General features: G+C 58.5%; 16 protein-coding genes. 10 read left to right on the top strand and 6 right to left on the bottom strand.

The features are described 5' to 3' along the window. Positions 1-93: 93 nt before the first annotated feature. From Q672_RS30205 to Q672_RS30180, 6 genes are all read right to left on the bottom strand, one after another. A complete protein-coding gene (locus Q672_RS30205) occupies positions 94-1842 on the bottom strand; it encodes a DUF3592 domain-containing protein (RefSeq protein WP_235047204.1) in 1749 nt (582 codons plus the stop codon). Beyond that, positions 1808-2413 carry a rhombosortase gene (rrtA, locus tag Q672_RS30200; protein WP_035482493.1) on the bottom strand — a complete coding sequence of 202 codons (606 nt, stop codon included), beginning with the start codon at positions 2411-2413 and terminating at the stop codon, positions 1808-1810. Before rrtA ends, Q672_RS30205 begins: the two co-directional genes overlap by 35 nt. 663 nt (positions 2414-3076) lie before the next feature. Further along, positions 3077-4735 carry a group II intron reverse transcriptase/maturase gene (gene ltrA, locus Q672_RS30195; RefSeq protein ID WP_011587920.1) on the bottom strand — a complete coding sequence of 553 codons (1659 nt, stop codon included), beginning with the start codon at positions 4733-4735 and terminating at the stop codon, positions 3077-3079. Between the two features lie 1094 nt (positions 4736-5829). Then, entirely contained in the window at positions 5830-7476 is a 1647-nt protein-coding gene (groL, locus tag Q672_RS30190; RefSeq protein WP_022986262.1) for a chaperonin GroEL, read from the bottom strand. A 92-nt stretch (positions 7477-7568) separates the two neighbouring features. After that, positions 7569-7859, bottom strand: a complete 291-nt coding sequence (locus Q672_RS30185; protein WP_022986261.1) for a co-chaperone GroES — start codon at positions 7857-7859, stop codon at positions 7569-7571. 187 nt (positions 7860-8046) lie between these two features. Then, positions 8047-8748: a HugZ family pyridoxamine 5'-phosphate oxidase gene (locus Q672_RS30180; RefSeq protein ID WP_022986260.1), complete on the bottom strand. Its 702-nt coding sequence runs from the start codon at positions 8746-8748 to the stop codon at positions 8047-8049. Positions 8749-8932: 184 nt separating this feature from the next. Here Q672_RS30180 and Q672_RS30175 point away from each other — a divergent pair, with 184 nt between their 5' ends. The 10 genes from Q672_RS30175 (at position 8933) to Q672_RS30130 (ending at position 19459) form a co-directional block, all read left to right on the top strand. Next, positions 8933-9694: an SDR family oxidoreductase gene (locus Q672_RS30175; protein ID WP_022986259.1), complete on the top strand. Its 762-nt coding sequence runs from the start codon at positions 8933-8935 to the stop codon at positions 9692-9694. A gap of 314 nt (positions 9695-10008) precedes the next feature. Next, positions 10009-10317, top strand: a complete 309-nt coding sequence (locus Q672_RS30170) for an MGMT family protein (RefSeq protein ID WP_022986258.1) — start codon at positions 10009-10011, stop codon at positions 10315-10317. 73 nt (positions 10318-10390) lie between these two features. Further along, on the top strand, positions 10391-11935 hold the full coding sequence (locus Q672_RS30165) for an AmpG family muropeptide MFS transporter (RefSeq protein WP_022986257.1): 1545 nt from the start codon (positions 10391-10393) through the stop codon (positions 11933-11935). A gap of 95 nt (positions 11936-12030) precedes the next feature. Then, a complete protein-coding gene (locus Q672_RS30160; protein WP_022986256.1) occupies positions 12031-12981 on the top strand; it encodes a GGDEF domain-containing response regulator in 951 nt (316 codons plus the stop codon). A gap of 31 nt (positions 12982-13012) precedes the next feature. Beyond that, complete coding sequence (locus Q672_RS30155) at positions 13013-13891, top strand: ketopantoate reductase family protein (RefSeq protein ID WP_031226850.1); 879 nt, start codon at positions 13013-13015, stop codon at positions 13889-13891. 127 nt (positions 13892-14018) lie between these two features. Beyond that, the gene (locus Q672_RS30150; protein WP_022986254.1) at positions 14019-15923 is read left to right on the top strand and encodes a TonB-dependent receptor plug domain-containing protein; all 1905 of its coding nucleotides are present in this window, start codon (positions 14019-14021) and stop codon (positions 15921-15923) included. Positions 15924-16134: 211 nt separating this feature from the next. After that, a complete protein-coding gene (locus tag Q672_RS30145) occupies positions 16135-16692 on the top strand; it encodes a cob(I)yrinic acid a,c-diamide adenosyltransferase (RefSeq protein ID WP_022986253.1) in 558 nt (185 codons plus the stop codon). Between the two features lie 177 nt (positions 16693-16869). Continuing rightward, on the top strand, positions 16870-18222 hold the full coding sequence (locus Q672_RS30140; protein ID WP_022986252.1) for an ATP-binding protein: 1353 nt from the start codon (positions 16870-16872) through the stop codon (positions 18220-18222). Continuing rightward, positions 18219-18893 carry a response regulator gene (locus tag Q672_RS30135; protein WP_022986251.1) on the top strand — a complete coding sequence of 225 codons (675 nt, stop codon included), beginning with the start codon at positions 18219-18221 and terminating at the stop codon, positions 18891-18893. Before Q672_RS30140 ends, Q672_RS30135 begins: the two co-directional genes overlap by 4 nt. Before the next feature lie 233 nt (positions 18894-19126). Next, positions 19127-19459 carry a Spy/CpxP family protein refolding chaperone gene (locus tag Q672_RS30130; protein ID WP_022986250.1) on the top strand — a complete coding sequence of 111 codons (333 nt, stop codon included), beginning with the start codon at positions 19127-19129 and terminating at the stop codon, positions 19457-19459. Positions 19460-19582 lie beyond the last annotated feature (123 nt).

Below are 19582 nucleotides of genomic sequence, written 5' to 3'. Positions count from 1 at the left end.
GTCTCTCGCAAAATAAAGGTCGGCCACGCGGAAGCGTTGCAACTTGCTGCTGGCCCAAGCCAGGCGTCTGTGGCGTCAGTAATGGTGTTTAGTCTACACCAGTCGCAGGGCTCTCAACACGGCTTCGCGCAGGGCCTCCGCAACCTCGCGCCCCTTGATACCCTCAGCCAACCGCAGGGTCTTGCCGTCTACCTGGGCCTGCAGACTCAGATACTCCGTCTTGCGTCCTTCGCTGGTGCTGCTCATGCCGGCATGAAGGCTGATCTGCTCTGCCCGGAGCAACCGTCCCTCTCGGCGATAGAGGGGCAGGCCCAGCCAGCGACGAACGATTTTCACCTCACTGCCCCGGACCCACACCTGGAGGCTGCGCCCCAGCGTAAAGAGCGTGCTAAACACAATCAGATAGCCGATCAGCGCAAATATGCCCCCCATAAAGTAAAGCATGATCCCCTCCGACGCCGCCGCCACGAGCAGGCCAGTGCCCACACCGGCAAAAATGCCGCCAAAGACCAGCAAACCCAGCTTCATGGGGAGATGGCGCCAGGCCCGACTTTCCAGATACAAACCCTGCCCGGTCTGTTCCACCCGAATCTGCTCATTGGCAGACTGCAGTGCCTGTAATTCGCGGTCCCGTTCGTCAGCGTCCACATGGGCTTCCGGCAACTGGTAACGGCTGGAACTACTGCCCGCCGCTACCGGTATTTCCCAGCTACGTTTGAGCTCGCGGCCCTCCACATCCCCTTTAAGGGCCACTCGCCAGCGAATCCAGTCCTGCCTTCCGGTCACACTGCGCTCGCGATCACGGGTCACTGGTTGATCGGCAGGCACATCAAAACAGAACTGAATATCAGTGCCGTGCTGGGCAGGCCGACACCAGGCCCGCTGACGGGTCTGCCAAAGCACGTCCTCACGGGTCTTGCGATCCTTGCCCGAACCGCTGTAGTAACAACGCACGCAACTCAGCCAGATGGTCAACGCTGCCTGGTCGGGAAGGGCACGCCCCAGATGCACTTGCCCGCCAACCTGACCACCAGCGTGGCCCGGCTCGGGGTCCAGCACCAGAGGCGTTGGCCCGAAGTGACGGAAGTTCTGGCGCATTTTCCAACCGGCCAACGCAATCCCACCCCCCACCATGGGGAACAACAACACCAGCACAATGGCATAATCCCCGCGGCTGACCTCTTTCCAGATTTGCAGGTACGCAGGGGAAGGCAACAGGATGAAAATGGCGCCGAAGCCGATCATCAGCCAATGACCGGATTTTTCCCGGCTGCCATAGCGGCCAGTGGCCTGAGTCTGTGCTTTTTCTTTCACGCCACGACGCATCAAAAAAATGATACCGCCACCGACCAGCGCAAAAACGCCGCCAAACGTCAGACCGAACAGCAGCGAGCTCCAGCGAAAGGAGCGATCCAGGTAGGCCTGTGCCGGATCAGACGGATTCACCCAGGCCATTACCGTACGATTGCGCGAGCGGGCATGATTAAGCTGGCCCGATAGGGTTTGCCAATAATCATCGAAGTTGTCGTAGCCACTGTACTGGCTGATCCTGGTACTGGTGTAAGTACGCCCCAGATAACGATAGCGGTAGGACCCGCTCACTGAATAGGTCGTAGAGCCGTCAGAGCGACTGGTGAGCAGCTCACTGCTTAACACCGTGGCAGGCACCCGTTCCCAGAACCCTGATTGCAGGTAGCGAACCCCGGGCAACACCGCCACATAAACCATCACTGCCAGCCCGGCGAAAAGGAAAATCCCGCCGAACAGATAGCCCCCTATTCCCCCCCGTTGGGACGTCTCACTACTATCACTGTCGTTGTTGTTCTTTTTGTCTGGCAACACACGCTTTTCCCCATAGCAGCCCCCACAACATCAGACCGGACACGGCCCCATAGAGATGGGCATTGACATACACACTGCCATCAATCCAGTTGTGCAGATAATTGATGTCATAGCCCGGGTTATGCTCGCTGAACAAACGCCCGGCAATGATCAACAGAACCAAAGAATGCAACCACGGATTGCCCCGCCAGCCCAGCAACAGGCACAGCACCAACAAGCCGTGAAGAATACCAGACAAGCCGACGTAATAACGCAGCTGGCTATCCAGGCCATACAGAGCCAAACCTGCCACAAGGCTGCAGAACCCCAGCCAGCTCCAGAAACGCCAGCGGTCCAGCAAGTCCGCAAAAAACACACCGCACAAGAGCAACCCGGCCAGATTCAACAGCAAGTGCCAGACATTCAAGTGCACCAGATGGCAGGTCACAATCCGCCACACCTGGCCCTGCTCTATCGCAGCACGATCAAATTCCAGCCAGGGGTTCGCCCACTCATGCCCCACACCCAGCACCGCCAGCACCGCCATAAAGGCGACGAATTGGGGACGAAGTTTTGTGTCTCTGGGTTGCATGGGGAGTCCGGCAAAACGTGAAGGGACATTAAGCCACAAGCGACAAGCGACTCGCTACAACACGAGCCTTGATCGTTGCCACACGGCAGACGTTCCAGCCGCGCCACCAACGATCGCTTCGCGCCTGTGAGCTGCCCTTAAAAGCAAAAGCCCCGCACGAAGCGGGGCCTTTGTTTTTAAGGGGTCGAATGACCGGCTGATTGTCGGGTAAGGAGCGACCATTACTGGCCCCCCCTCCCCTAAGAACCGTACATGCGAGTTTACCCGCATACGGCTCAAGCCTTTGTTAACCCATCCCGAAGGATGAGCCAGCATCACAGTATTAGCGAGAGCGGGTACCGAGATTATTCTTTCGCTTACGTCTCGATTGGTCTAGTACCCAGTACTCGACTTCAAGGTCGTAAGCTTACGTCGGTCTACTCAGCACCCATCACAGTCAAACCCCCAAATAGCGTTGGGGCCAGTCCGCAGAAGGGGGCACAGCCCCCAGCTACGTACTTCCTACTAGCTCTCCATCTTTGGTCCCCTTCTGACCGACACCTAAAGCGCTATCTCCAGGCGAAGTTTGGGGACATTCAAAAGTTTGGTCAAAGTATGACCCTCCATTCGAACGCCCTTGGGGATCAAGGACACCACATATTGTATTTCAACACCCATCTATCATCAACATATTGATTTCGAGTGCAGTTGCCGATGGCAGTTCGGATGCAGCAACACCAGATTATCCAGCTTATCGGTACCGCCCTTATGCTGTTCGATCACGTGGTGGATGTTCCACCCGGTTTCCCGTGTGATCAGTTCGCGACAACAAGGACAGCGCTTCTCCTGCCGGAGCCAAAGCTGTAGCAACTTGGACTTCCCTTTCTCGCTGTTCTTCCAGAGATACGCCAGGCGTTCCTCGAAATAACCAGCAAAGGTGGGGTCATACCGTGTCGCTTCGGCCTTGATCTTGATATGCCTTTTGATGGGCACATCACTGGCGTAGCACAACGCATACCGCTTGCCTGTTGGGTCCATGCCCTGGAATGTCCAGCTGCGCTGGCCGAGGGGGCGAAAATACTTGTTCTTCACCCACCGCTTCCGTCGATTGAGATGACGTCGGCGGCACCATTGCCACAGCATCTTCCAGATCCGATAGTCCACATAGTTGAACGTCGCTTTCGAAACCACGTGCCGATGGTAGTTCGCCCAGCCTCGAATCTTGGGATTCAGAGTCTTGACGATCCACCACGCAGGCATGGTCTTGTGCGTGTCCAACACCGACTTCACCTCGGCCAGAAACCGCTTCACGTTCTGTTGGGCAGGCTTAATCAAGCACTTCCCTCCATACTTGCGAATGTTCTGACCCAGAAAGTCGAACCCTTCCTCCACATGCGTCACCACCGTCTTCTCCGCGGACAATGCAAGCCCCCGCTCCGCCATAAAGGCTTCGACGATGGGCCTGACCTCCCTCTCCAGCAGCTCTCTCGAGATACCGGAGACAACGAAGTCGTCGGCGTAGCGCACGTAGTTGACCTTGGTCCGGTAGCTGGCTTTGGTGTTACGCTGCCCGAAAGCAGCTTCTAGCACTTCTTCCAAACCATCCAGAGCCATGTTGGCCAAAACCGGCGAGATAATACCGCCCTGAGGCGTTCCCGCGTGGGTCGGGTGTGTCCTACCGGATTCCATGAACCCGGCTTTCAGCCATTTCCCGAGCACTGCCTTGTCCATAGGGACATGGGACAGCAGCCAGTCATGGCTTATGTTGTCGAAACAACCCTGTATATCAGCCTCCAGCACCCACTGCGCCGAGCTTTTGCGACCAAGCACAACAAAACATTGCTCGATTGCGTCCGCCGTAGCGCGCATGGGCCGGAAGCCATATGAGTTACGATCCGCCGTGGTCTCGGACACCGGTTCCAGAGCCAGCAGGTATAACGCCTGCATGGCCCGGTCGTGCATCGTCGGTATTCCCAAGGGACGGCGTTTGCCGTTGGCCTTCGGAATCCACACCCGCCGGAGCGGACGCGGCTTGTAGCCGTGCCGTTTCAGACGGTGGATCGCTTCCCATTTTGATGCTGGATTGTCCCAGCATTCGCCATCGACACCCGGAGTCTTGCGACCCCGGTTTTCAGTGACCCGTTTTACCGCCAAGGCTTTGGCGGCGAACGAGCGGACTAGCAAGCGTTGCAGGGCTTTCACCCTCCTCCACTGCTGTTCCCGTGCTGCTTTCGCGATACGAGCCTGTAACCTCCTCACCCGACGATGACTGGTTTCCCAATCAATCATGTGCCAACTGGTGGCAGGGTGGGAGAATGCAGGCATCAATAGCGATGCGTTCATCTTGCTATCCTCCTCAGATTGGAACCCGAGAAGGCGCAGACGCATTTCCCCTGAGGGCGCAGTCCACACCCTCAGGGCACATTGTTTAACCGGGCAACAAGAGACTTGTTACGTCGGCATTCTTTCTGGCGGTTTTACCTGCCTTCACGCGATCAAAGACCAGATGGAAGTCTGCACGCTTTCGCGTCGGGGCAAATCTCGAACCCCTATCCCACCCATTACAGGCAAGCATTCGCTTTCTCCATCCTCCTTTACCCGCACCTCCATCAGCTTCCCTTGCGGTCCACCTGCCTGATGGATCCAGGCGAAGATACGGGCTTACCGTGTTCCGAGTCTGTCACACGAACGGGTTAGGTCCTGCCTATCCACCGGTGGCTCAGTGTCGACGTATCCCCAGATGTAAGAGGGATAGCCAGCCACACACCATTTTGGTCGAAGCCTGTCAGCAACTTTGGCTCCATGCGGTTGACGGTGTTTATCAGCAGTTCACTTACGTTGACCCTACCGTCCAGCCTAGCGTCTCATCCGCCTGTTGCTGGCAGAATCCCCGGCAACCCTCACGGGCAAACCAGACCACAGAGTGGGACTACATTGTCAGGGCGCTTCGCACCTTGCCGTTACCAGCAACGCACTGCCCATAGGCTACTGTTGGTCGAACAACAGGTTTCGCTTTCACACCTAGTCGCTGCGTGAACGAAACAATGACAGAAACGGCTTACACCGAGAGGTGCCAGCACGTTCTTCCAGACACAGGAATCCGCGTTTTATGGCCGAGGCCAAGAAACGTTTGAGGGCAGGAAGCCCAAGAGGATTAAATGCACGGGAAAAGCAATGGAGGCATGCAAACGCATACCCCCACCACTTCTCGGATGCACATTCATCGGTCTTCACCGAATAAACGTTCATCCCATTAGCATGGGAAGCCGTTTAGCCAGACAAGGTCCAGCTGGGTATTACTCCCCTAAGGGAGATACCCGGCGCCGGATCGAAGACCCGATCACCGGGTAAGGAATACGCTATTTTCTGCGGTTAATTGGGAGCGGAGCCCCCGAAGTAGCCCGCAAAGGCTAGCGACCTCGCGACTTCACGTCGCACTACATCATGCCGCCCATGCCGCCCATACCACCCATGCCGGCCATATCCGGGGCGCCGGCCCCGGCGTTTTCTTCCGGCTTGTCAGCCACCATGGCTTCGGTGGTGATCATCAGGCCAGCGATGGAAGCCGCTGCCTGCAGCGCGGTACGGGTTACCTTGGCGGGATCCAGGATACCCATTTCCAACATGTCACCGTACTCGCCGGTGGCGGCATTGTAGCCATAGTTGCCAGAACCGTTGCGCACTTCCTGAACGATCACGGATGCTTCCGCACCGGCGTTGAAAGCGATTTGACGCAGCGGCGCTTGCAGGGCTCGAATCGCAATGGCGATACCGGCATTCTGCTCTTCGTTTTCACCCTCGATGTCACCCATGTTGGCCAGAGCGCGCACCAGAGCCACACCACCGCCGGGTACCACACCTTCTTCCACCGCAGCACGGGTCGCGTGCAGGGCGTCGTCAACGCGAGCTTTCTTCTCTTTCATTTCCACTTCGGTGGCAGCACCGATCTTGATCACGGCAACACCGCCGGCCAGCTTGGCCACACGCTCTTGCAGTTTTTCCTTGTCGTAATCAGAGGAAGAGTTTTCCACTTCGCGACGGATCTGCTCAACGCGGGCATCGATGTCCGCCTGCTGACCTGCGCCATCAACAATGGTGGTGTTTTCCTTGTCGATGTTCACTTTCTTGGCAGTACCCAGGTCTTCAAGGGAAACGTTTTCCAGGCTCAGACCCACTTCTTCGCTGATCACGGTGCCACCGGTCAGGATAGCGATATCCTGCAGCATGGCCTTGCGACGATCACCGAAGCCCGGCGCCTTCACCGCCGCACACTTGATGATGCCACGCATGTTGTTCACTACCAGGGTCGCCAGCGCTTCGCCTTCGATATCTTCGGCGATGATCATCAGTGGCTTGCCCTGCTTGGCCACGTTTTCGAGAACCGGCAGCAGTTCGCGAATGTTGGAGATTTTCTTGTCAACCAACAGGATGTACGGGGATTCCAGTTCAACCTGCATTTTTTCCTGGTTGTTGATGAAGTAAGGGCTCAGGTAGCCGCGATCGAACTGCATACCTTCTACCACTTCCAGTTCGTTTTGCAGGGACTGGCCTTCTTCAACGGTGATCACACCTTCCTGACCTACTTTTTCCATGGCCTGGGCAATGATTTCGCCTACAGACTTGTCCGAGTTGGCAGAAATGGTGCCGACCTGCTCGATGCTCTTGGTGCTGTCACAGGGAGTGGACAGCTTCTTCAGCTCACCGACAACCGCGTCTACCGCCTTGTCGATCCCACGCTTGAGGTCCATCGGGTTCATGCCTGCGGCAACAGACTTGAGGCCTTCGTTGACGATGGCCTGGGCCAGTACGGTGGCAGTGGTGGTACCGTCGCCGGCTTCGTCGTTCGCCTTGGACGCCACTTCCTTCACCATCTGGGCACCCATGTTTTCGAACTTGTCTTCCAGCTCGATTTCCTTGGCCACGGACACACCATCTTTGGTGATGGTGGGCGCGCCGAAGGATTTTTCCAGCACCACGTTACGACCTTTCGGGCCGAGGGTAACTTTTACAGCGTCAGCCAGAATGTTGACCCCTTTGGCCATACGGGCACGGGCGTCATCACGAAACAGTACTTCTTTAGCCATTGTTCTTTACCTCTGCGAAATCTTTTCCATCCCCGATAACGGGGGACTGTAGTGTTCTTGATCCTGTGGTACCGGGCATCAGCGCCCAGCCCTTAGCCTTCGATGACGGCCAGAATCTCGGATTCGCTCATGATCAGCAGCTCTTCGCCTTCCACCTTCACGGTGTTACCGGCGTACTGACCGAAGATCACCTTGTCACCCTTCTTCACGTCCAACGGACGTACGTCACCGTTGTCGGCGATCTTGCCATTACCGGCGGCGATCACCTCACCACGGGACGGCTTCTCGGTGGCAGAACCGGGCAGCACAATACCGCCAGCGGACTTGGTTTCTTCTTCTTCACGGCGAACCAGCACGCGATCATGCAAAGGACGGATGTTCATTTTCCTTAAACTCCCAGTTTAGTTCTGATGACATCCAAGCCAACGACAGGGCCGGCTTGGCAGTCCGAATTAGCACTCTAACGAGTCGAGTGCCAATCATAGTAATGATGACAGTACAGTCAACAGGAAACAGGCGCTTGCTGCTGACTGTCTGCAGGGCAGAGGAATGGGGGTTGGGGGTCGGCTTTCAAGGGCGCGCGAGGAAAAAATCTTCCGGTCGTGTACGCGCCAGCATCACCAGGGTTTCACGGACCTGCCCGGCATCCTCAGCCCGGGCAGGAAAGGGTAGGCGGCGCAGGCGCTCCTGATGCCACAGCCAGGCCCCCCAGGGATCAATGGCCAACATCCTTGCGCCCTCTCCCGGCTGGCCCAACAGGCTGAGATAATGATCCACGGCGTCGCTGTGATCATCATTCATATGCCCGACCATGGCCTGCTCCCGGGCCAGGTCCCAGCCCCATGGCTGGGCAACCGCATCGCAATTGAGCCACTCGGCACGTGCAAAGCCCGGGATCCAGCGTGCTTTTTCCGGACGCAAGGCATAGAAGCGAAAGTCCAGCGCCAGGTAGTCGCGGGCATGGGGGAAAATCTGCAAGTAGCGCTCCCCCTGCTCTGCCGGGATCAGCACCAACTCCCCCGTGACAGATAACCGCGTCGCCGCCTGCCAGTCACTATGTTGCTGCTCGACCCACATCAGCGAAACGGCCGCGTTCTGGCGAATATTGGCGGTATGCTCCGCCAAGTCACTGAGCAGCACAATCAAGCGTCCTTCCTGGTCCGGCACCGTATTGACCGCCGTGCTTAGCGGATGCAGCCCGGCATCCACCGTGGCCAGTGCCGCATGGCTATGCTGATACATGAACGACTGGGCGTCGGCTTCCAATTGCATGCTTTCCTCTCCTTGTCTCGGCTGCCGCACCACCTTCCTGGCGTGCTGTTTTGATAATAGCAGCGATTGGCAGCCCTGCCGCTTTCCCGGTTTTCCAGCCCCACTGAGCAATCCGGTCATTGGTCTTGCCCGAGGCCACTCCCATAATCGCCCTCAACGTGAACCGACAGTCTAAGGAATCACCATGGATCTGAACCAGAAAGTCATTGTTGTCACCGGTGCCGGCCGCGGTCTGGGCCGTGGTATTGCCAGCTACTTCGCCAGCAAGGGCGCCCGCATCGCCTGTGTGGACCTGAACCAGGAAGACCTGGACGCCACCGTGGCAGCCTGTGAAGCCGCTGGCGGCGAAGCCCGTGCCTACATTGCCAACGTGGCAAAGGAAGAAGAAGTTGAAACCCTGTTCAACAACGTGGGTAATGACTTTGGTGCCCTGCACGGTCTGGTCAACAACGCGGGCATCACCCGTGACGGTCTGCTGGTGAAGTACAAGGACGGCGAAGTGGTTGGCAAGATGAGCCTGCAACAGTGGCAGGCCGTGATCGACGTCAACCTGACGGGTGTTTTCCTGTGTGGTCGTGAAGCCGCAGCCAAAATGCTGGAACTGGGTACCGAGGAAGGCGTGATCGTGAACATCTCCTCGCTGGCCCGACACGGCAGCTTCGGCCAGAGCAACTACTCTGCCGCCAAATCCGCCGTTGCAGCCATGGCTGAAGTCTGGGCAAAAGAACTGGCCCGCTACAACATCCGTACCGGTGCCGTTGCCCCGGGCACCATCAACACTGACATGCTGGCCGCCATGAAGCCGGAAGCCCGTGATCGTCTGGTACAAGCGGTCCCCCTGCGTCGCCTGGGTGAAGCCGAGCATATTGCCCGCTCCGTGGCCTTCATCTTCGAAACCGACTACTTCACCGGTCGCTGCATCGATATGGACGGCGGGCTGCGTTAAGCCGCTGGCACGCGTCACGCAGGCAACACGCTAAAAGCCGCGTTCTGAAAGGAGCGCGGCTTTTTTGGGTTGATCGCGGGTTTCAGCGAAAAGCCCGATTTAATCCTCCCCCCTTTCCGTAGGAGCGTCGCTCGCGGCGCGATTCCAAGACCAGGATCAAAACCTGTCTCACCACAGAGATCACAGAGCGCAGCGAAGGAACGCCCGAAGGGTGAGCGGAGCGAATAACCGACGCTCCAGCCCCTCCCCGCTAATACGCAATGAACCGTATGTTTTCTCTTGCAGCTTGCTGCTTGTGGCTTGAAGCTTTCCCCATGAACAATGAATTCCGAGACGCCGTCTACCAGATTGTCGCCGCCATCCCGGCCGGCCGGGTCAGCAGTTATGGCGCTGTGGCCAGACAGGCCGGCTTTCCCCGCCATGCCCGCTTTGTTGGGCGATTGATGAGCCAATTGCCCAGCGACTCGCGCCTGCCCTGGCACCGGGTACTGCGCGGTGATGGCCGCATTGCCCTGGCCGGCACACCTGCAGGGGAGAGACAGATCCAGCGCTTGCTGGACGAGAAAGTGGCAGTAACGGGCGGCAAGGTCCCCAATCGCTTTTTTGTCACCTGGAACGATTGAACCCGCATCGCTCCCCGCTGACAAAGTGTCTATGATGATCCCTTCGCCCACTGGAAGAGCCCGTTAATCTGACATGCCATCACAAGCCTCCAGCTGGCAGGATTCCCTGAAAGCCTTCCTGCATCCCCGTGTTGTCACCATGTTCTTCTACGGGTTCTCGGCAGGAATTCCCTTACTGCTGATCTTTTCGTCCCTGTCGTTATGGCTGCGCGAAGCCGGTGTGGATCGCTCCACCGTGACGTACTTCAGCTGGGCCGCGCTTGCCTACTCCTTCAAGTTCCTGTGGGCACCGCTGATTGACCGCTTGCCGGTCCCCGGCCTCACCCAATGGCTGGGGCGCCGGCGGGCCTGGCTGCTGATCGCGCAGCTTACCGTTGCCCTGTCGATTTTTGGCATCTCCCTGGTAGACCCCACCCAACCCGGGGCATTGAACCTGATGGCATTCGCCGTGGTGATGCTCGGGTTCACTGCTGCCACCCAGGACATCGTGATTGATGCATACCGCATCGAATCCGCCGGCGCCGAGATGCAGGCATTGATGTCGTCGTCCTATATCGCCGGGTACCGGATCGGCATGCTCACCTCCGGCGCGGGATCACTGGTGCTGGCCAGCGTGCTGGGCTCCACCAGCGAGGCTTATAGCTACGCCGCCTGGCAGACCACCTATGGCGTCATGGCCCTGACCATGCTGGTAGGCGCAGTCACCACCCTGATCATTCGCGAGCCGGCCAACCCCCGCCCGTCACCGTATCAATACAGCAGCGGCCAGTACCTGAAGTTTCTGAGCATTTTCGTCGCGGGCATCCTCGCCTTTGTCGCTACCTATGTGCTCACCCGCGGCATCTCAGCCAATGCCCGGGAGGCCCTGGAACTGGTGCTGAACAACGGCGCCCTGGCCGGTCTGGCAGTAGAAAGCCTGCGCCTGGCAGTCGCCATAGGGGTGGTGTTCGTGGTGATTCGTCTACTCGGGCTGACCCCGCTCTACGAAAAGCAACTGGTGCACGAGAGCTACGTTGAACCGGTACTCGATTTCTTCCAGCGATACGGCTCCCGCCTTGCATTGCTCCTGCTGGTATTTGTGGGGTTTTACCGGGTATCCGACATTGTGCTGGGGGTGATTTCCAATGTCTTTTTTGAAGATATCGGTTTTACCAAAACCGAAATCGCAGCGGTGGTGAAAACCTTCGGCCTGTTCATGACCATTGCCGGGGGCTTTCTGGGCGGTTTGCTGGCAATGCGCCACGGCGTGATCAAGGTATTGTACCTGGGCGCCGTTCTGACCGTGGCGACCAACCTGCTGTTTCTGTGGCTAGCCTATGCTGGCCATGACATCCGAATTCTGTATGCGGTCATTTCCGCGGACAATCTGACCGCCGGGCTGGCCAGCGCCGCCTTTGTGGCATTCCTCTCACAACTCACCAATGTCTCCTTTACCGCCGTGCAGTACGCCATTTTCAGCTCACTGATGACGCTGCTGCCGAAAACCATCGGCGGCTATTCCGGTAGTATGGTGGACAACCTGGGCTACCCGGGCTTTTTCATACTGGCCAGCCTGATGGGGGTGCCAGTGCTGGGACTGATCTACCTGATTCAGCGCCACCCCACCTTCCGGAACTGAGTCGCGGCGACGATCCCAACAGGGTCACAGTATAATTTTCAATCAATTCACAAACCGGCTATAGTTGACGTTTACAAAAAACAACAAGAAAGCCAATGAACGTGTCGGAAATGGATATTCTGGTGGTAGACGATGCTCGTTTTTCAGCAGCCGTCGTCAATCGCACCCTGGCCGCCGCGGGTTATACCCGTATTCGTCATGCCCATAGCGCCCAGGACGCTCTTGGCCAGCTCGCCGGGCAGCCCGCAGACCTGGTTGTGGCAGACTGGCTGATGCCCGGCATGGACGGTCTGGAACTCACCCGCCGCATTCGCCAGAGCGACGAAGCCAACAATCGTTATACCTATGTGCTACTGCTCACCGCCCGTGAAGGGGTGGACGCCCTCCAACAGGCATTTGATCAGGGCGTAGACGACTTTGTCTCCAAATCCGCCATGACCGAACAACTGCAGCACCGGGTCATGGCCGCCGACCGGATTATCCAGCGCCATAACCGCGTGCAAACCGACTACCAGCGTATGCTGTCGTTCAATCGGCAGCTCAAACGTCAGGCTCTGCTTGATCCGCTCACCGGTTTCGGCAACCGCCAGGACGGCCTTCGCGCACTCAACAGCACCATCAAGCAGGCAGAGAAACGCAGTGGCGCGGCCTGCCTGATCCTGCTGCGCGTGGAAGGCTACGAATCGTTGCTACGTGAGCGCGGTCAAAAGGTCATGCAACAGGGAGTACTCGCCTTCAGTCGTCGCCTCCGTCAGGCGGTACGGCCGCTGGATCATCTATGTCGCCTGCAACCCGACCTCTTTGCCCTGGTCACCTGGCAACCCCATCTGGATAACTGCGACCCCTCTGGTTTCCGTCGTCTGTATGAAAATCTGAACCATCGTGCCTACCAGACCGCCGCCGGTTTTATCAGCCTGCAGGTCAGCATGGCCCTCACCGCCACCGAGGGCGGGACCAGTGCCGAGCAGATGTTCGACCAGGCCAGTGCCGAACTGGACCAGTCCCTGTCCGGCAAACGGATCGTGGCCGTCTCCGCCAGCGCCTGACTTTCACTGGTCGCTGGCATACCATGCGGCCATGACATCCTCTCTCCCACACTGGTTTTTGCTGGGCGCTGGCAATATGGGCACCCTGGCCGCCTGGTACCTGACCCGGGCCGGTCATGGCGTCACTGTCGTCCGCTCCGGCGCGTCCTCAGACCTGAAAAAACAACTCCATCGCGCCGGTAACCCGGAGCTTGCCCTGCAACTGCCCACCCTGGCCCCTGAAGCTATTACAGGCCCTGTGAGGCATTTGCTGGTGGCGGTTAAAACCCCCTACACGCGATCCTCGTTAAGCCCCTTGTTGCCCTGGATAAACGAGGAGACACAGGTGCTGCGACTGCAAAACGGGCTGGGAGCCCTGGATGAGCTGTTACCTTCCGGGCAGGTGGTAGAAGCCGTCTCCACCAGTGCCGTCAAGGGCCAGCATCCCGACCATGAGATCATTGCCGAAAACACCACCTGGATGGGGGGCAACGGCCCACAACCCGACTGGTTTGCCAGCCTGACCCCGCACTGGCCAGATCTTCAATGGTGTGACGATATCCGCGAACCGCAGTGGAAAAAGCTGGTGGCCAACGCAGTCATCAACCCGCTCACCGCGCTCCACGATGTGCCCAATGGCCATATTGTCAGCGACCCAGCCCTGCGAGACGCTGCTACACGCCTTTGCCAGGAAGCGGATCGGGTACTGCAAGCCCTGAACCCGGACTGGCCGGGGCATTCCCTGGACAATGTGCTAGCCGTCGCGCAAGCCACGGCGGGCAACACCTCCTCCATGCGGGCTGATCGACAGCGCGGCGCGCCTACCGAGATCGATGCCATCAATGGCTGGTTGGTGACACAAGCCAACAGGCTTGGCATCGCCGTGCCGGCACACTTGGCGATCATTGCGTCACTCACGCGCGGCCAGTGACGACGGTCACCCGACCCAGGTTTTTTACCCTGCTACTTTTTACCCTTCTGCACTGGCATTGAGCCGCGTTTTTCGCCATCGTAGCCAGCATTGTTCGCCTACTTCTGTCATCTGTCCTGGAATCCCGATGCAGCGTTCTCTTGTTGTGGCTGTCAGCCTGCTTGCTTCTGGTCAACTTCTGGCCGCCAATGAACTCCAGACCGTCAAGGTCAGTGGTGCCACCAGCACCAGTCTGGCGCGGGAATTGCCCGTTGGCGCAGTGATCCTCGACCGTCACACCCTCAACAGCCTGCCTGCCAGCGACCTGAGTGAGGTCCTCGACACGGTGGGCGGCCTGCAAGCCAGCCAGCTGTACGGCATCAATGGCAGCGGCGCCAGCCTGGACTTGCTGGGCTTTGGCGCTACCGGCAACCAGAACACCCTGATTCTGCTCAACGGCCGGCGCCTCAGCGGCATCGATCTTGGCTCGCCAAACCTGACCGGCATCCCTCTTGCGGCCATTGAGCGTATCGAAATCCTTCCCGGCGCCGGGGCCGCCCTGTACGGCAATGGCGCTACAGGTGGCACCATCAACATCGTCACCCGGCAGCGATACGAACAAAGCGCCGGACTGGAAGTGAGCAGTGGCAGCTATAACGCACTGGGAGGACAGTTCCATGCCACCGGGAACCGCGACAGAATCAGTGGCGCACTGGCCTCTCAAAGCCTGATCAGCGACGGCTATCGGGACAATAACGACACCCGCAATCACAGTGTCTTCGGCGATTTGCGTTATCAGGGAGAGGGCTTCCAAGCCTACTTTACCGCCACCGGTGAACAACAATCATTGGGGCTCCCCGGTGGCCGTACCATCGATGCGAGCCAGAACCAATTCCGCGACGACCCGCAAGGCACCAGCACCCCTCAGGATGAAGCCGAGCAGGACAACTACTGGCTGATGCCGGGAATCCGTATTGCCCTGGGGGACCAGAGCGCCCTGACCCTGGATGTCAGCCGTCGACGCCAACACCAGGATTTCGACTATGTCTCCAGCAGCAGCTTCGGTGACACCCGGGTAGACAGTTACAGTGTCACCCCCAAGCTGGAAGGCCAGAGCGCCACCGGCAGCGCAGTGCATAACTGGACCCTGGGTGTCGATCTTTATGAATATGACTACCGCAGCATTACCAGCTTCGGAAACCGGGATCTGGAACAGTCCCAGCGTGCCTGGTATATCCACGACCTGATCAGCCTCACCCCGAAATTTTCCATCAGTGCCGGTGCCCGCAAGCTGGACAGCACACTCAGCGGTGAAGGGGCCAACAAGGACCAGGACGGCGAGATGTATGAAGGCGGCCTGCGATACACCTTCACCGGCAATCTGGCCCTGTTCGCCGGCGCGCAGCGCAGCGTGCGCATTGCCAACCTGGATGAACTGTCGCCCTTCAACCCGCCAGTGGATCCCCAAACAGGCAAAACCTATACCGTCGGCGCCAGCTGGTCTCAGGGATTCCAGTATTCGACCCTGACCCTGTGGCGCAGCGAGATCGACAATGAAATCCTGTTTGACCCGGCCACGTTCACCAATCGCAACCTGGACGACCCCACCGTCCACAAAGGCATCAGCATCAATTCCCGCTGGCAGGTCGACAAGGACCTGACGTTCACCGCCAACGCCAGTGCCCAACAGGCCCGTTTTGATGGTGGCCAATACAGTGGCAACGATGTCCCGCTGGTGCCCGAGCACACGATGGCGCTGATCGCCGACTGGCAAGCGCTGCGCTGGCTGTCTGCGCAGCTCAGCCACCGCTATGTGGGCGACCGTCATTACGACGGCGATCTGGCCAACCAGTACACGAAACTGGAACACTATCGCACCACGGACCTGCAGCTGACCGCCCGCTACCGCGGACTTTACCTGCGCGCCGGCGCCTACAACCTCGAGAACCATCAGGTCGCGGATTACGGGAACTACAACGCCACGACCAACAGCGCCACCCTGTATCCCTTGCCGGAGCGCCATTACCGTATCGCGGTCGGGTTCGAACTTTAAGGACAGCCTCAAGCTCCAAGCTACAAGCGGCAACGCGAAATAAGCTCATCGCAACGTAAACGCCCTGCCCGCGGGCTTAGAAATTGTGCACGGGCGCGGCGTCCAAGGTTCCAGCCCCTGGCTTTCCCGTGTTGCAGCTTGTAGCGTGAAGCTTGCGGCTCCATCGCTTGCAGGCAAGCTCCCACATCGAGCCCCAGGAAAGGATGCTTGTATGACTGAAAAAACCCGTATCAATCGCGTCATTACCCGAACCGGCGACAAAGGCGATACCGGACTCGCGGACGGTTCCCGCGTCAGCAAGGCACACCCGCGCATTCATGCTCTGGGCGAACTGGACGAACTCAACAGTGCCCTTGGGGTACTCCGTGCGCGCTCACTGGATGCCGACCTGGACAGGGCGCTCGATGGCATTCAGCAACGGTTGTTTGATATCGGTGGAGAACTGGCCGTGCCCGGACGCGCTGTGATTGATGACCACGACCTGGTGGAAGTGGAGTCCCAGGCCGACATGATCAATGCCGAACTCCCGCCCCTGAAGGAGTTTGTCCTGCCAGGTGGCCATCCCGATGCGGCCTGGTGTCACCACTGCCGCACCGTCGCACGACGGGTCGAGCGCGTCCTGGTTTCCCTGCATGATACCGATGAGGATGCCGTAAACCCGGTGAGTCAGGCACTGGTCAACCGCCTCTCCGATCTTTTGTTTGTCATGGCACGGCTGATCAACCTGCGGCACGAACATCCCGAAACCCTGTGGCAACCGAAGGGATAGGGACGAGTTGGAAGGCTTTTCCGTTCTTCTGAAAACCGGGAACGAATTTGGTTTTTCTATCCAATCGAGCATAGCTCGTCGCTATGCTCCGCTCGCTTTATGAAAACATTGTGCAAATGCTCCCCCGCCCACAGCGGCGCGGTACACTGGGTGTTCCAAAACCGTTGAACTGTCGCCATGGGCATTCGCAACAAGTTGTTCCTGATTTTTCTTGGCACCTTTCTGGTCCTGATCCTGGCGGCCAGTGGGTTTTATTACCTGTCATTTGTCCGCAGCCTCAACACTTACCTGGACGAACGTCAGCAGGAACAGGTGGAACGTCTCGCCGAGCACCTTGGCTCCCTGTACCAACAAACCGGCAGCTGGAATTTTCTGCTCGAAGAACCCCGCCGCCTGAAACGTCTGTATCGCCTGGCGGGTGACGAAGACCGTCACCGCGGCAAAAATGATGATCACCGCCACTTGCAGCTGCTCGATACCGACAAAGAGCTGTTAATGGGCCCGCCTGCCCCACCACGACTCCGGGTAGAAGTTCCGATTCTGGCAAACAATCAACTGGCCGGCTATCTCACCTACCCCAATCAGGAGGCCATTCGTGACAAGCTGGACGACCGCTTTCTGGAGCGCCAACTGCGGTTTGTCTTGTGGATGCTCGCGGTGGGTGTCGTACTCTCGCTGTTGGTCTCCTGGTTGCTGGCCCGTCACCTGGTCGCCCCGATTCTGGCCCTGACCCACCACACCCGTGCCCTGCAGGAAGGCGATTACAGCGGCCGCCTGAACAGCCCACGGCGCGACGAACTGGGCCGTCTGGGGCACCAGCTCGACCAGCTGTCCCTGCGCCTTGAGCAAGGGCAGCAAGCCCGCCAGCGCTGGTTCTCTGACATTGCCCACGAGCTGCGCACCCCGCTGGCCATTCTGCAAGGGGAACTGGAAGCCCTCAGCGACGGCATTCGCCCACTGACGCTCGATGCCATCAAGGCGCTGGAAACCGAAACGCGACAGCTCACCCATCTGGTGAATGATCTCCACGACCTGGCGCTGGCAGATGGCGGCAACCTGCGCTACCAGCTGGTTGAGGAAGATCTGGCGCAACTGACTCACGACGTGCTGGACAGCTATCGCCACCTGTTCGACGAGAAGCAATTCATCGTCGACCGCTGGCTACCGGAGTCCGCCTGGCTATTGATGGACCCGGTACGCATTCGCCAGCTGCTGGATAACCTGCTGCAGAACAGCCTCAAATACACCCACGACGGTGGTCAACTGCGTGTCAGGCTGGATTGCACCGGCAAACAGTGGACCCTGGTTCTGGAAGACAGCGCCCCCGGCGTCCCGGACGCCTCCCTTCCCCATCTGTTTGATCACCTCTACCGGGTCGAAAGCTCGCGCAACCGACGCACTGGCGGGGCCGGGCTGGGGCTGGCCATCTGCCAGCGTATTGCCGAAGCCCACGGTGGCAGTATCCGCGCTGAACACAGCCCCCTGGGCGGTGTACGCATTACCCTGACCCTGCCGGGAGAGTCCGTATGAGCCGTATCCTGATCGTGGAAGACGAACCTCGCCTGTCCCAGCTGGTGGCCGACTACCTGCAACACGCCCGCTACGACACCGAGCAGACCGACAGTGCTCAAACCGCCATGGCACTGGCACGGGACGGTGGCTTTGATGCCATTCTGCTTGATCTGATGCTGCCCGATGGCGATGGCATGGACGTGTGCAAATCCATCCGCCAGCACAGCCAGGTTCCCATCCTGATGATTACCGCACGGGTGGATGAAGTGGACCGGCTGCTGGGACTGGAATTGGGTGCCGACGACTATATCTGCAAACCCTTCAGCCCCCGTGAGGTAGTAGCCCGGGTGAAAGCCGTGCTGCGCCGCGCCAACCCGCAACCGGCAGAAGAAGCACAACCCGCACTGGTGCTGGATGACGACCGTTTTGAAGCGCGCATTGCCGGCCAGTCCATCGCCCTTACCGCCATCGAATTTGCATTGCTCAACACCCTGGCACGCCACCCCGGCCGTATCTGGTCCCGGGACCAGTTGATGGATGAAATCTACAATGATCATCGCGTGGTATCCGACCGCACCATCGACAGCCACATCCGCAAACTGCGCCGTAAACTCAGTGACGGCAGCCCGGATGCCCACGACTGGATCGGCAGTGTTTACGGCGTCGGCTACCGGCTGGAAACGCCTTGAGTGAAAAGTTTAATTTTCAAAGTTGAAAAGCGCCATCTGGGGCCTTCCTGAAATGGAACGCTGTTCCCCGCGCCATTACTGGGACACGCAGGCACAGCGGCTCACAACCTGCTGCCCTGATCCGCGTTTAAACTTTCAACTGCTCTTCCACATTCCCTGCATATTCCTTGCAATCTTTACAGTGATACTGACTCCATCAAAACACAGGGACTCATGTCCAGAAGGAGAGCACCATGAAAAAGATCGCTATCGTTGCTGTTGCTGTTTTCGCTATCACTGGCACCGCGTTTGCTTATGGCCCGGATCACCGGGGTGGCGAACGCATGGTTGAGCACATGACCAAGAAGCTGGATCTGAGCGAAGCGCAAAGTACGCAACTACAAGCCGTGTTCGATGAGCAGGGTGAAAAAATGAAAGCCTTGCACGATGAGACCCAGGAAAAGATCAACGCTATCCTGACCCCCGAACAGCAGGAAAAAATGGCAGAGATGAAAGAGAAGCGTAAAGAGCGGATGGAGGATCGCAAGGACAAGCGCAAGGAGAAACGAGAGAAGCGCGGCGAGTAACAGGGTGTGGTCGGACGTCTGAAGTCGGACGTTTGATGCTAAAGCCTGAATAGCTTTGAGGATCAATTTGAAGTGACGGGTTTGTCATCCAACGTCAGACCAGCCCAGAACGAAGAAAGCCGG

This window comes from Alcanivorax sp. P2S70 (genome assembly GCF_000475295.1).
GTDB lineage: Bacteria > Pseudomonadota > Gammaproteobacteria > Pseudomonadales > Alcanivoracaceae > Alcanivorax > Alcanivorax profundi.
Note: the sequence above shows the minus strand (reverse complement) of the source record. Positions and strands in the feature narration are given on the sequence as shown.